Genomic DNA, 13170 nt, shown 5'->3' with positions numbered 1-13170 from the left:
GTTATTAATATTCCTGAGATGGGTAATACATAAGTAAAGAATAATGTAGTAAAAGTAAAACAAACATGAGAATTCAACTGAGGGGTAGGGTGCACCAATGAAAAATTATGATGCTATTATTATTGGTTTTGGAAAGGCAGGTAAAACACTAGCGGCTGATTTAGCCAACCACGGTAATAAGGTTGCATTAATTGAGCAATCCAAATATATGTATGGTGGAACCTGTATCAATGTAGGGTGCTTACCAACTAAGTCTCTTGTGAACAGCTCAAAGATATCCCAATATAAGCAGTTTAAAACCTTTGAACAAAAGTCACAATTCTATAAAGAGGCAATTGCCGATAAAAACAAATTAACTGCTAACCTTAGGACTAAAAATTTCGACAAATTAAACGACCACCCCAACGTTGTGATATATACGGGTAAGGCTTCGTTTGTATCTAGTTACGAAGTTAAGGTAGAAATGGAACAAGAAACGATTCATTTATTTGGTACACAAATATTTATTAATACTGGGTCAAAGGCGATTATCCCTGATATTGAAGGTATTCATGATAACAAACGGGTGTACTTAAGCGATTCCTTGTTAGATGTAACCAAGCTCCCAGCAAGGCTATCCATTATTGGTGGAGGATATATTGGACTGGAGTTTGCCTCGATTTACGCGAATTTTGGCTCCAAAGTAACCGTCTTTCAAGATACCGCGAATTTCCTTCCCCGTGAGGATGATGAACTTGCAGCCGAAGTTAAACAGGTCATGATGGAACAAGGAATTGTGTTCAAGTTAGGAGTTATAACTACCTCATTAAGCGATAATGGAACAGAAGCTATCCTTCACTACAAAGATGCCCAAAGTGGAGAGAATATGCAATATCCAGCGGATGCAATTCTGTTAGCTACGGGAAGAAAACCGAATACTGAGGAATTAAACTTAGCTGCTGCAAGAATCGTAACCACACCAAAGGGCGCAGTTAAAGTGGATGAATTATTGCGTACCAATATTCCAAACATATGGGCAATGGGGGATGTAGTTGGTGGATTACAATTCACTTATGTATCATTAGACGATTACCGTATTGTGAGGGAACAACTACTGGGTAATGGTGAACGTAGCACCGACAAACGCAATATTCCATACAGCGTATTTATCGATCCAGCATTCTCACGAGTTGGCTTAAGTGAAAAAGAAGCAAAAGAACAAGGATTTGATGTGAAAGTTGCTAAACTCTCAGTCGCCGCGATCCCAAAGGCACAGGTTATCCAAGAACCCAAAGGAATGCTTAAAGCCGTTATTGACGGAAAAACGGATCAAATATTAGGTGTAACACTATTTTGTCCCGAATCGTATGAGATGATCAATATCGTAAAAATAGCTATGGACGCTGGGCTACCTTATACATTTTTGAAAAATCAAATCTTCACACATCCTACTTTCAGCGAAGCTCTAAATGATCTTTTTGGAGCGATCCAGTAAGCTCAACCCTTACCGAATAACCTATCCAATGAACGGGTACCATTATACAGAAAAAACTGTAAATATGGATGCGGAGTGAGCAAGCAATGAGAAGCATGACGGCGGGAGGAAGTTCTAGCCCACAAACAGGAATGGTTCAAAAAACACTTGGCCAGTATTTGTTCGATTGCTTGAAACTGGAGGGCATTAACGAAATTTTTGGTGTCGCCGGGGACTATAATTTTACATTGTTAGATACGCTAGAACAGTATAACGGTATCAGGTTTGTTAGTGGACGGAACGAATTGAACTCAGGTTATGCAGCCGATGGCTACGCCAGAATAAAAAAAATGTCCGCGCTTATTACGACTTTCGGAGTTGGGGAGCTCAGCGCCTGTAACCCGATAGCGGGAGCAAACAGCGAGCATGTGCCATTGATTCACATTGTAGGTGCTCCCCCAGATAAGGATCAAAAGGCACACAAGCTAATGCACCACACGATGATGGATGGAAATTTTAATGTCTTCCACAAAATGTATGAGCTGATTACAGCTTATAGCGCGGTGCTTACACCGGAAAACGCAGAGATTGAAATTCCAGCTGCCATTCACATGGCAAAGGAAAAGAAGAAGCCGGTGTATCTAGTTGTGGCCAATGATCTAGTGACTAAGCCGATCATGACCCGGAGAGAGCCGGAACTACCGCGTCCAATGTCCAATCTGAAAACCCTTCAAGCAGCGATGGATCATGCCCGTCAGTTACTAGAGCGAGCCCATCACCCGGTCATTCTGGTTGATGTCAAAACGATGCGTTTTAACCTTGAGACAGCAGTTCGAAATTTGGCCGACACTATGAACGTGCCTGTTGCATCAATGATATTTGGGAAGGGGGCTTTCGATGAAACGCATCCGAATTATATCGGGATGTACGAAGGCTCTTTCGGAAGTTCTGAAGTCCAAAACGTGATAGAAAATGCGGACTGTGTCATTGCGGTTGGTATGGTACGAGCGGACAACAATACCGCAAACTTCACCGCGAAGCTGAACCCACTAGTGACAATCGATATTCAACCGGACATGGTCAAGGTTGCAGAAGCGGAATATCCAAATGTCCTTGCACCTGACATGTTGCTTGCGTTACAGAAAGTTGGGTACAAAGGTAACAGTTTGGCGAGAAAAACGATATTCCCGTACGACCAAATAACCGGTAGTGCCGATGATTCGCTAACCGGGGCCGTTTATTATCCTCGTTTTCAGCAGATGCTGATGGAGGGCGATATTATAATCGCCGAGACCGGTACATTGTACAACGGGCTGGCGCGGGTGAGACTACCGCACAATGTGACGTATATCGCTCAGGGAGGCTGGGAGTCTATCGGTTATGCCACACCCTCGGCATTCGGTGCCTGTATTGCTGCGCCGGACCGTCGGGTGTTGTTGTTTACGGGGGACGGCTCCTTGCAGCTGACAGCTCAAGAGATCAGTTCCATGCTCTATTATGGATGTAAGCCTATTATCTTCGTTTTGAATAATGATGGTTATACGATCGAGAAATATTTGAATGTCAAAACAGAGGATCAGCAGTATAATAATATTCCCCGTTGGTCATACCCCAAGCTTGCTGAAGCTTTTGGAGGCGATGCGTTTACCGTGACTGTCCGGACCTCTGGAGAGCTTGAACAGGCAATAACTCAAGCTGAAAAGGAACGCATCGGCGGAAGACTCTGTTTCATTGAAATGATCGCCGCGGATCCTATGGACGCACCCGAGAATATGCGCAGGATGCGCAACTATTTGGAGAAGCAAGAGAAGCTGCGTAGCCAAAATTAGTACCAAAAACAAAAGCTGCGCTGAGCGCAGCTTTTTCATATTTTGAATACATAAATGCTTTATCGAGAAACCCTGGAACCTAAGAAAATGTGCTTCAGGCAATAAAACAATCACCCCAACCGTAGATAGCGGCTGGGGTGATTATCATAATAGCATTTCTCATTAAACGCTGTATAATTATGGTATGCACTTTGTTCTTATAGAAAGGATGATGTTATATGGCAAATTTTAATTTATATTTAGGCGTGTATGGAGGGTTTACGCATAATTAACCCTCCTAATATTTTTTTGGAGGTAAGTTATGATATTAGAAAATGTTTACATTCGTCCGTTTTGTAATAATGATATGTGTGATTTTAAAGGAATGTTTGGCGATTACTTTAGAAATGATTTTAATATTGAAATTTCAGATATTAAATTAGACGCAATATGTCTAGAAATAGCAGATAATTCAGTTTCCGAGATTACCCCAGTAGATTTGATTATAGTTCACGAGGAATTAGTCGGGTTTATCTGCTATCAAATCGATAATCCTAATAGTGATTGGTGTGAACGAGAAGGATGGGGATTTATTAGAGAAATTTACATTAATCGCAGGTTTAGAGGTGAAGGTCTAGGGGCAAAAATAGTAGCTCATGCTGAAAAGGAGCTTTATGCCAAAGGGGTAGAACATATCTATCTTACTTCAGATGAAGCGGGTGAATTTTGGAGTTTATGTGGATATGAAAAAACCGGAAAATTTAGCGATATTAATCATGACCCCATATATGAAAAATAGATTGGATTAAAAAAAGATTCCCCTGATAAAGTGAAGACTATCGGCGAAATTGACCGACAGTCTTCTTTTCTTATTATTATCTTTTGTTACCGTAAGGTGGATTCAATCACTTTGATTGATAGGATTGTACAGGCAACTTCCGGCCAAAGACTAACTTTTTCCATACAAACTCAAATGGGCCATATCTATGTTTCTTCACAAGAGAGGTGACTGGCCTACAGGACAAACTTCCAAATAAGCCAACAAATAAGAACAGATACCCATGAGATGAAACCAAACACCATGACGATCTTATTCTCGCTCCAGCCATATTTTAGGCTGAAATGATAATGGATCGGAGCCATTTTGAATAAGCGCAGTTTTGTACGTTTATAGTACCAGACTTGTAAAATGACTGAAAATTGTTCTGCGAGATAGACTGAAAACAGGAGTGGGATTAAAATTTCAACCTTTTCAATAACCGCTAAAAAGGAAAGCGAACCTCCAATTGCGAGTGATCCAGTATCACCCATAAACGCTCTAGCGGGATAAATATTGTAGAGAAATAAGCCGAGCAGACAGCCAACCATGACAAGCGAAAATGTTTGTACTTCAGGTTTGTCTGAGATCAGAAAGAAGAAAAAATAAGTTGGGATCGCAACATTGATCAATAGTCCGTCTAGACCATCCGTAAAATTGATAGCGTTCGCTGAACCAACTACAAACAGGAGCATTATTATGATGTACACGTAAACGGGCAGGTGTAGTTGAACCCCGTGGAACAATGTGATGTCACTCGTCAGCGAGAACGAACGGAACAATGTGAATAGCAGCACACCAGTAAAAGCGAATTGAAACACAAGTTTCGTCTTTCCGGAGATACCGGATGGATCTTGCCATGCTGCCTTTTTGAAATCATCCATAAATCCGACCGAACTGAATAAGAGAAACGTAACACATAAAAAGATCATCAATGGGGCGGGATGAAACTGTAATGACGTTATCACACCGATAAGCAAGATCAGACCAGCCATCAGTGGTGTTCCATGTTTGGCTTGATGGTCAGGGGGTAACTCAGATCGAATTGGCTGCGTTAGCTTTAGCGCGCGCAGCCCTCTAATGAGTAGTGGTGTAAAGAATGCTACAATTAAGAAAGAAAGACCAGACACGCCAAAGATCCCAAACATGCTAAAAGCACCGCTTTCATTACGGATTTTCGCCTTTTGTTATTATAATTCTATATGGTGGACAAATATTCCTTTTGCGACCCTACAGAATCGTACATGAAATGTCGGATGCATATGATTGAACTTTGCTATTCTGTACCTGAAGGGAGGTTATTCAATTGGATTGGCTTACGAATCTGAACCAGGCTATGCTCTACATCGAAGAAAATTTAACAGAAGATATAGATTTGAAAGAAGCCGCCAGACGGGCTTGTTGTTCCGAATATCACTTTTCAAGGATGTTTTCATTTCTTGCTGGGGTTACGCTATCGGAATACATTCGTAGGAGACGCCTGACACTTGCTGCATTTGAGCTTCAAACCAACGATGTAAGAATAATTGATGTGGCAATGAAGTATGGATACAACTCAGCAGACGCTTTTTCAAGAGCTTTTCAGGCTCTGCATGGCATGTCGCCCTCATCGGCAAAGTCCAATGGACCTTCATTAAAGGCCTATCCTCGAATGACCTTTCAACTAACTATTCAGGGAGGAAACGCAATGAATTATCGTATTGTAGAGAAGGGGCCATTCCGAATCGTGGGTATCATGAAGAGGGTGCCCATTCAATTTAATGGTGTGAACTCGGAAATCGAGTCCATGTGGAGAAGCTTAACTTCAGAAGACATCATTCAACTAAAAGCTCTCTCGGATAATGAACCACGGGGATTGATTTCAGCATCGGTGAATTTTTCCGAGGAGCGTATGGAGGAGAAAGGAGCGCTTGATCAATATGTCGGCGTGGCTACAAGTAAGGAGTGTCCAGAGCATTTTACGAAACTCGAGGTTTCTGAAGCAACTTGGGCTGTATTTGAAGCGATCGGCCCATTCCCGGATACATTGCAGAACGTATGGGGACGTATTTATTCCGAGTGGTTTCCATCTGCGAGTTACGAGTTGGCAAAAGGGCCGGAAATATTATGGAATGAGAGTAAAGAGGTATCCTCTCCAACTTTCAGAAGTGAGATTTGGATACCTGTAATAAAAAAATAAGTGGTGGTCATTCAACTAACGGAACACTTTTTCATGAATGAAAAGAGCGGACGAATAGCAATATAAGGAAGTGGTATACAAATCAATTTCAAAGGAGGATATCTGTTATGGCTCACCAGAAGAGAAGGAAAGAAGCTGCCTGGAAGTCTCGAAAGCAACAACAGCATCCCCATGATAAAATCAAATCGCTCAAGGAATTGTCCAGCGAATAAGATGAGGAGTATACTGCTTGGAAGAGAAGGAGTTTCGGTGAAATTTACCGAGAGTCCTTCTTTTTTGTAATAAATTTCAGTTACCGGAAAGGTTGATATTGTTCTTTTATGGTGTGAGGCGTTCAAAGAACGGAAGCGTGAGCAGGAATCAATATTTTTTGTTTTGACAATGCAGATGGTATACTCAACGTAACATAGTCAATGTAATGGCAGTAGATAAATAATTTATTGGGATTGTGATGAGGATATGGTTAAGGCAGTGGATATAACCTCCTAAAACGAAAAAGTAATCATTTTTAGGAGGTTATAATATATGAAATTCAACCCGATTGTCATTGATAACTGGAGTAGAAAACCCTATTTTGAGCATTATTTAAACAATATCAGATGCACCTTTAGCATGACAGTAAATATTGACATTTCCCGGCTACTGAAAGAACTTAAGAGTCAGAGGATAAAACTATATCCAGCTCTAATTCACATGATAACTACGGTGGTAAACCGCCACGATGAATTTCGCACATGTTTTAATGCTGATGGAACATTAGGTTATTGGGATAGTTTGTCTCCTAGTTATACAATTTTCCATGATGATGATAAGACATTTTCAAGCATATGGACTTTGTACGATGAAGATTTTAATGACTTCTACTGTCGTTATCTTGAGGATATGAAAAAGTACAGAAGTGTTAAACAATTTGCCCCTAAAATAAACGAACCACCTAACACTGTCCCCATTTCTAGCATTCCTTGGGTGAGCTTCACTGACTTTAATCTGAACATCTATAATGAGGGAACCTATTTGCTACCAATCTTTACAATGGGGAAATATTTTCAGCATGAGGAAAAAATACTGTTGCCATTATCAGCACAATTCCACCATGCCGTTTGCGACGGTTACCATGCCGGGATGCTGTATAATGAGCTACAATTACGTGCAGATGCTTGTACGGAATGGTTGCAAAACTATACCACATAGCGCTAACGGAACACGATAGGTTAATAAAATAGCGGCAGCCTAGGACTCTACTTTCTTGTCCAAGTCTGCCGCTATTTCTATTTACTTAAAGTTCCAAAGTATTGTTATTGAGATTAAACAAGGTTTGGAATATCTACGTTAGGATCTACATCCGCATCAAAATCTACATTTTCCGTCTGGAAGCCGAAGAGTTGGAAGAAGTCCTTACGGTAGCCTTCAAGATCAGCGAGTTCAAGTACATTATCAGTTTCAAGTTCATTCCAACGTCTCATGACTTCAGTCTGAACGTCTTCACGCATTTCCCAGTCGTCAACACGGATTAGGCTGCTACCTTCAGCTGTTGCCGGGTTATCTCCATATAGATGTTCGGAGAATAGACGATACATCTGTTGGATACAGTTCTCATGTAATCCTTTTTCTTTCATTACTTTGTAGAGTGCAGAGATATATAACGGTACTACAGGAATCGCAGAGCTGGATTGTGTAACTAAGGCTTTATTCACCGAGACAAAAGCTCGTCCGTTCTTTGGAGCCAGCAGGTCGTTCAGTTTATTCGCTGTTTGCTCAAGATCATTCTTCGCTTTACCGATCGTACCTTCACGGTAAATAGGGTGAGTGATTTCTGGACCGATATAAGAATAAGCAACCGTAGTGGCACCATCAGCAAGCACACCAGCTTCCAGTAGTTGATCCATCCACATTTTCCAATCCTCGCCACCCATAACAGCGATCGTTTGGCGAACTTCTTCTTCTGTAGCTGGTTCGATTGTAGTCATTGAAACTTCGCCACTGTGGAAATTCAATGTTTTGTTCGAATAGGCTTCCGCAACTGGTTTGATGACAGAAGAGAAAGTTTCTCCAGTAACTGGGTGAGTCCGACGCGGAGAAGCGACACTATAGACAACTAGATCGATCGTGCCATACTCAGCTTTGATTAATTCAATCGTTTTTTCTTTGATGCTATCAGAGAAAGCATCGCCAACAATGCTGTGGGATTTTAGACCTTTCTTCTTAGCTTCTTGTTCAAAAGCAGCTGAATTGTACCATCCAGCAGATGCAGTACGTTGACCCTCTGCCGCCTTGTCAAAGAAAACACCAATTGTATTTGCGCCTGCACCAAAAGCGGCTGCAATACGTGATGCTAGTCCGTAACCAGTAGAAGCCCCGATAACAAGGACATTAGCTGGTCCATCGATTTTTTTCTGAGCTTGTACATATTGAATTTGACTTTCTACTTGCTTAGCGCATCCATCGGGATGGGCAGTAGTACAAATAAAGCCGCGTGTTTTTGGCTGAATTATCATATGGATTTCCCCTTTAATATGTATTTAAACTTTTAACAACCTCTAGTGAATTATAACAAACCCAAATTACTAATACAAAGAATTTAAGTAAAGTGAACTACACAATTTCCACAAATTTATAAGTTAAGATAGAAAGACATAAGGAGGAGATACAAATGAAGAAGAAATTAATCGTAAGTTTGAGTGTTATTGCGTTGACAATGAGTATCGGAACAGCTGTAATTGCAGCAGGTAACAATGAAGGGAACTATAATAATTATGAGGACATGCTTCCACATATGCAACAAGTTCATCCGGATTTGAATGAGAAGCAGTTAAACGATATGTATAACAACTGTCATAACAACACGGATGTTAAGAAACAGAATTCTAATGCACAGAACATGATGCATTCGCGAGGCATGATGTAATTAAGGAGGTCAACCTATGAATTGGTCCTGGTTAATGGCGTTAATATGTCCGTTAATGATGATACTCATGATGTTTGGAATGCGAGGTCAACGCCATAAAGGTACTCAAGAAAATCAAACATCGCAAAAGGAGTAGATGGTAGATGAATTGTTGTGGAGATCATAGGCATGATGATAAGGACCATGGGGAAAGAAATGAGCTTTCTCCATTGCGATCAAAAAAAAGTAACTACATGATGTTCATATGTTGCGTATTACCTATCATATTGTTTGCGATCATACTTCTCGTAAATGTTGTTACAGGAGCAAAGGCAAATGTTATGCCTTATCTAATCCTATTGATTTGTCCATTATCCCACTTGATTCTGATGCCGTTCATCATGAAAAAGACGAAACAGTAGAAGTATGGGGTCGCAGAGGAATTCGCACCTCTTAAATATAGTGAGCAATAAATAAAAGACACTGAACTCGCTGAGTTAATGTGTCTTTTATTTTTGTACAATGATAAATACATCGTGTAAAATTAAAGAAGTAGTTCACAAGTTCATAAATCCATAGGAGCTGAGTCAAACATGTCACAAGATGGAACAGTAAAGCTGACTTCATTATCATCTAAAGGGGGTTGCGGCTGTAAAATTGGTCCTGCTGATCTTATGCAAGTGCTGCGTAGTCTACCACCAGCAGTCCCTAATCCTGATCTATTAGTCGGAACGGATACTAGTGACGATGCGGGAGTGTACCGCTTAAATGATGAACTAGCCCTAGTACAAACTCTAGATTTTTTCACACCGATTGTTGATGACCCGTACTCATTTGGTCAAATTGCTGCTGCTAATGCATTAAGTGATATATATGCAATGGGGGGCAAACCTCTGACGGTGCTTAATATTGTAGCCTTTCCAATTTCAGTTCTCGACAAAAGTATTCTCGCGGATATTCTGCGTGGTGCGGCCGATAAAGTACAGGAAGCAGGCGCTACGCTAGTAGGCGGTCATTCTATTGATGATAAAGAGCCGAAATTTGGCTTATCCGTTACAGGACTAATACATCCGGACAAAATTAGAACAAATGCAGCCGCTCGCGCGGGGGACAAACTGATTTTGACCAAACCGATCGGAGTCGGTATCTTAACTACTTCGATAAAGAAAGACCAGTTATCACCCGAAGAAACAACAAGACTAATAAATGTAATGTCTAAGCTGAATAAATCGGCTGCCGAAATCATGGAACCATATGATGTTCATGCATGTACTGACGTAACCGGCTTTGGATTACTTGGACATGCTTCGGAAATGGCCAAAGGAAGCGGACTTGGACTTCTAATCCATCAAGGTGCAGTACCTTTACTTCCGAGAGTAAGAGAGCTGGCTGAAGCTGGGTTTATACCTGGAGGTACCAAGAACAACTTTGCACATTTAGAAGGAAGCATCCTTTTCCCTGAAGAGATGGATCAAATTAATCGTTACATACTGTGTGATGCCGTAACTTCAGGCGGATTGTTAATCTCTGTTGCCGCAGAGCAAAGTGAGCAACTGCTTGCTGAACTAAAGGAAGGCGGAGTAGAAGCAGCTATGATCGGTGAAGTAACGGAGGATCATCCTGGACAGATCACAGTAATCGCGGACCAAGTATAAATCGAATCTGCGTCAGTCGACTTTATTCGTCGCAGTTAGTAACTAGAGGAGAGAGCGCTTTGTTTCAGGATATTACGATTGATGAGTTAAGAAAGCTAAAAGATAGGAAGGACCTGACGATTGTTGATGTGCGGTCTCCTTCTGAATATAAGGACTCAACACTCCCGTACAGTCTGAATATACCTGTATTTGATGATCAAGAACGGGCTGAAGTTGGTACGTTGTATAAGCAGACAAGTGTCCAAGCTGCGAAAGACCGCGGTTTGGAAATTTTCTCAGCGAAACTACCTGCCTTTATTACAGAGTTTGCAGGCATTCCTGGAGAGAAGGTTGTGTTCTGTTGGCGTGGTGGCATGCGAAGCCGAACTGCGGCAACGGTACTCTCATTAATGGATATTCATGCTTATCGATTGGCTGGAGGATATAAAGCCTACCGTAAATGGGTATTAGACACGCTGGATTCCTTCAACTTTAATCCAAAGCCTTATGTGATTCATGGAAATACAGGTACAGGTAAAACAAACCTACTACATCGTTTGAAGGGTCAAGGTCATCCCGTATTAGATTTAGAAGGATTAGCAGGACACCGGGGATCTATCTTCGGACAGATCGGACTTAAAGCGAATAACCAGAAAACCTTTGATAGTCTTCTACTGGAGGATCTTATCAAATTAGAGCATTCTCCTTATGTTTTATTTGAAGCAGAGAGCGCACGGATTGGTAAGGTTGTTATACCACCTTTCATGGTTCACAAGAAAGCAGTGGGCACACAGATTTGGATTGATATGCCACTTCAATCAAGGGTGCAACAAATCATAGAAGACTACCAACCAGAACTATATAAGGAGCAGTATATTACTGCGTTTCAGTTAATCAAATCTCGGATACATGTTCCAATTGCAGCAGAAATTGAGCGGTGTCTGCATGCGGATTTGTTCGCGGAAGCAATTGAAATGATATTGCAGTATTATTACGATCCAAGATACGACTTTTCTTCCCAACAATATGAGGAAGCAGAGAAAGTGACGTTTACGGTAAACAATTTGGACGAAGCCGAAGCGGCCGTAATCAATTATCTGTCCAGTCAGTATACTTAATTATCAGAGTGTTATGAGTATCATATAACTCCTATCAGAGAAAGCTTCTTTTCTGTTAGGAGTTTCTTTATGTTCTTAGGAATTGTTGATCCTAAAATATGGAACAAAAAATAATTTTTATGTCATATATAAATAAAAAGGAATTTTTGTATTCGTGTAGAATATCTCTAAATGAGGAGGTAACCTGCAGGTCAAAAAGTTAAAGCGCTTTTATTTTGAGGAGGAGTGATTCAATTGTTCGAGACAAAACGGATTTTAGGTTCTAAGAAATTAAAGTTTTCTTTATTGGTTGTGCTGAGCTTTATAATTAGTATTTCATGTAGCCTTTTTTCCAGTCCACTCCAAACGAAGAGCTTTGCAGCAACGAACCCAAATGATAATTTTTCTCCGGCAACTCTCCAATTTTTACAATCAAAAACAGGGCTTGATGGTGAACAGTGGAACAATATCATGAAGCTGGTTAACAAACCGGAGCAGGATGATCTTAATTGGACCAAGTATTACGGATATTGTGAGAAACTACCTGATAAACGCGGCTTTACCATCGGAATATTTGGGGCAACAACAGGTGGTGCAAATGATACCGGACCGGATGGACCTGCTCTCTTCATAGAATATGACCGTGTAAAAGGAGCAACTAATCCATCGGTAAGTGGCGCACTGAAGCGAATTGGTGTTAATGGCTCCATGAGTGGATCAATCTTAGTCATTAAAGACAGTGATAGTACATTCATTAAGAAAATTAATGCATTGCAAAATGATCCAGCCTGGAGAGAAGCGATGTGGAAAACTTTCTACAATGTCTATATTAAATATAGTGTAGAACAAGCTAATAAACGAGGTTTTAAAACGGCTCTAACCATTGGTTCATTTGTAGATGCGGCCTTGAATCATGGAGCTACGGGAGATGCTAATAGTCTTCAAGGACTTTTATCGAAATCCGGAAGTAGCACGGACGAGAAGACATTTATGACTAATTTCTATGCAAAACGTACTTTAATAGTTGATACAAATGATTATAACGAACCACCGAATGGGAAGAATCGTGTTAAGCAGTGGAGTACATTACTGAGCCAAGGTGAAACTGATCTGAAGAATGCAGATGCAGCAATTGTTAAGGTTACAAGTTGGGAAATGAAATAAATATTGCGAATAAAAAATAATTGGTTAAGTCATGACCATAAGTTAAAGCGCTTAAATATTTGATCTCCATTAACAATAGAATTCGCCCACGTGGCGGGTTCTATTTTTTTATAATACTCCAGGTTAACTCGGGA

The 13170-nt window shown here is 40.7% G+C and carries 13 protein-coding genes; 11 read left to right on the top strand and 2 right to left on the bottom strand.

Annotation, left to right across the window (positions count from 1 at the left end; genetic code table 11):
* Positions 1-97 precede the first annotated feature (97 nt).
* From IEW05_RS09860 to IEW05_RS09850, 3 genes are all read left to right on the top strand, one after another.
* Positions 98-1474, top strand: coding sequence for an FAD-dependent oxidoreductase (locus IEW05_RS09860; protein WP_188538190.1), 1377 nt, complete (start codon positions 98-100; stop codon positions 1472-1474).
* An 86-nt stretch (positions 1475-1560) separates the two neighbouring features.
* On the top strand, positions 1561-3282 hold the full coding sequence (locus IEW05_RS09855; protein WP_188538189.1) for an alpha-keto acid decarboxylase family protein: 1722 nt from the start codon (positions 1561-1563) through the stop codon (positions 3280-3282).
* 301 nt (positions 3283-3583) lie between these two features.
* Entirely contained in the window at positions 3584-4060 is a 477-nt protein-coding gene (locus tag IEW05_RS09850; RefSeq protein ID WP_188538188.1) for a GNAT family N-acetyltransferase, read from the top strand.
* Between the two features lie 215 nt (positions 4061-4275).
* On the opposite strand, the gene mraY is transcribed toward IEW05_RS09850, so the two are convergent.
* Positions 4276-5226 (bottom strand): phospho-N-acetylmuramoyl-pentapeptide-transferase, encoded by a 951-nt coding sequence (gene mraY, locus IEW05_RS09845; RefSeq protein WP_188538187.1) that lies wholly within the window; start codon positions 5224-5226, stop codon positions 4276-4278.
* Positions 5227-5384: 158 nt separating this feature from the next.
* Here mraY and IEW05_RS09840 point away from each other — a divergent pair, with 158 nt between their 5' ends.
* The 3 genes from IEW05_RS09840 to catA all read left to right on the top strand — a co-directional run bounded on the left by IEW05_RS09840 (position 5385) and on the right by catA (position 7448).
* Positions 5385-6257, top strand: coding sequence for an AraC family transcriptional regulator (locus IEW05_RS09840; RefSeq protein ID WP_188538186.1), 873 nt, complete (start codon positions 5385-5387; stop codon positions 6255-6257).
* A 107-nt stretch (positions 6258-6364) separates the two neighbouring features.
* Positions 6365-6469, top strand: coding sequence for a DUF6254 family protein (locus IEW05_RS25760; RefSeq protein WP_229753324.1), 105 nt, complete (start codon positions 6365-6367; stop codon positions 6467-6469).
* Positions 6470-6782: 313 nt separating this feature from the next.
* Positions 6783-7448, top strand: coding sequence for a type A chloramphenicol O-acetyltransferase (gene catA / locus IEW05_RS09835; RefSeq protein WP_188538185.1), 666 nt, complete (start codon positions 6783-6785; stop codon positions 7446-7448).
* A gap of 113 nt (positions 7449-7561) precedes the next feature.
* Here the strand turns inward: catA and fabV are convergent, their stop codons facing one another.
* A complete protein-coding gene (gene fabV / locus IEW05_RS09830) occupies positions 7562-8752 on the bottom strand; it encodes an enoyl-ACP reductase FabV (protein ID WP_188538184.1) in 1191 nt (396 codons plus the stop codon).
* Between the two features lie 155 nt (positions 8753-8907).
* Between fabV and IEW05_RS09825 the strand changes: the two genes are divergently transcribed.
* The 5 genes from IEW05_RS09825 (at position 8908) to IEW05_RS09800 (ending at position 13036) form a co-directional block, all read left to right on the top strand.
* Positions 8908-9162 carry a hypothetical protein gene (locus IEW05_RS09825; RefSeq protein WP_188538183.1) on the top strand — a complete coding sequence of 85 codons (255 nt, stop codon included), beginning with the start codon at positions 8908-8910 and terminating at the stop codon, positions 9160-9162.
* A 16-nt stretch (positions 9163-9178) separates the two neighbouring features.
* Positions 9179-9298, top strand: a complete 120-nt coding sequence (locus IEW05_RS09820) for a DUF2933 domain-containing protein (protein WP_188538182.1) — start codon at positions 9179-9181, stop codon at positions 9296-9298.
* 436 nt (positions 9299-9734) lie between these two features.
* Positions 9735-10796, top strand: coding sequence for a selenide, water dikinase SelD (gene selD / locus IEW05_RS09810; protein WP_188538180.1), 1062 nt, complete (start codon positions 9735-9737; stop codon positions 10794-10796).
* 59 nt (positions 10797-10855) lie between these two features.
* The gene (mnmH, locus tag IEW05_RS09805) at positions 10856-11893 is read left to right on the top strand and encodes a tRNA 2-selenouridine(34) synthase MnmH (protein ID WP_188538178.1); all 1038 of its coding nucleotides are present in this window, start codon (positions 10856-10858) and stop codon (positions 11891-11893) included.
* Positions 11894-12127: 234 nt separating this feature from the next.
* A complete protein-coding gene (locus IEW05_RS09800) occupies positions 12128-13036 on the top strand; it encodes a chitosanase (RefSeq protein ID WP_229753323.1) in 909 nt (302 codons plus the stop codon).
* Positions 13037-13170 lie beyond the last annotated feature (134 nt).

It is taken from the genome of Paenibacillus segetis, from assembly GCF_014639155.1.
In the GTDB taxonomy this organism is placed as follows: Bacteria; Bacillota; Bacilli; order Paenibacillales; family Paenibacillaceae; genus Fontibacillus; species Fontibacillus segetis.
The sequence above is the reverse complement of the archived record's forward strand: the minus strand, read 5'-3'. Positions and strand labels throughout refer to the sequence as shown.

Coding starts and splice junctions, on each gene's coding strand:
- IEW05_RS25760 (WP_229753324.1), top strand. CDS start 6,365: ATGGCTCACCAGAAGAGAAGGAAAGAAGCTGCCTGGAAGTCTCGAAAG.
- IEW05_RS09820 (WP_188538182.1), top strand. CDS start 9,179: ATGAATTGGTCCTGGTTAATGGCGTTAATATGTCCGTTAATGATGATA.
- catA (WP_188538185.1), top strand. CDS start 6,783: ATGAAATTCAACCCGATTGTCATTGATAACTGGAGTAGAAAACCCTAT.
- IEW05_RS09850 (WP_188538188.1), top strand. CDS start 3,584: ATGATATTAGAAAATGTTTACATTCGTCCGTTTTGTAATAATGATATG.
- mraY (WP_188538187.1), bottom strand. CDS start 5,226: ATGTTTGGGATCTTTGGCGTGTCTGGTCTTTCTTTCTTAATTGTAGCA.
- fabV (WP_188538184.1), bottom strand. CDS start 8,752: ATGATAATTCAGCCAAAAACACGCGGCTTTATTTGTACTACTGCCCAT.
- IEW05_RS09855 (WP_188538189.1), top strand. CDS start 1,561: ATGAGAAGCATGACGGCGGGAGGAAGTTCTAGCCCACAAACAGGAATG.
- IEW05_RS09825 (WP_188538183.1), top strand. CDS start 8,908: ATGAAGAAGAAATTAATCGTAAGTTTGAGTGTTATTGCGTTGACAATG.
- selD (WP_188538180.1), top strand. CDS start 9,735: ATGTCACAAGATGGAACAGTAAAGCTGACTTCATTATCATCTAAAGGG.
- IEW05_RS09860 (WP_188538190.1), top strand. CDS start 98: ATGAAAAATTATGATGCTATTATTATTGGTTTTGGAAAGGCAGGTAAA.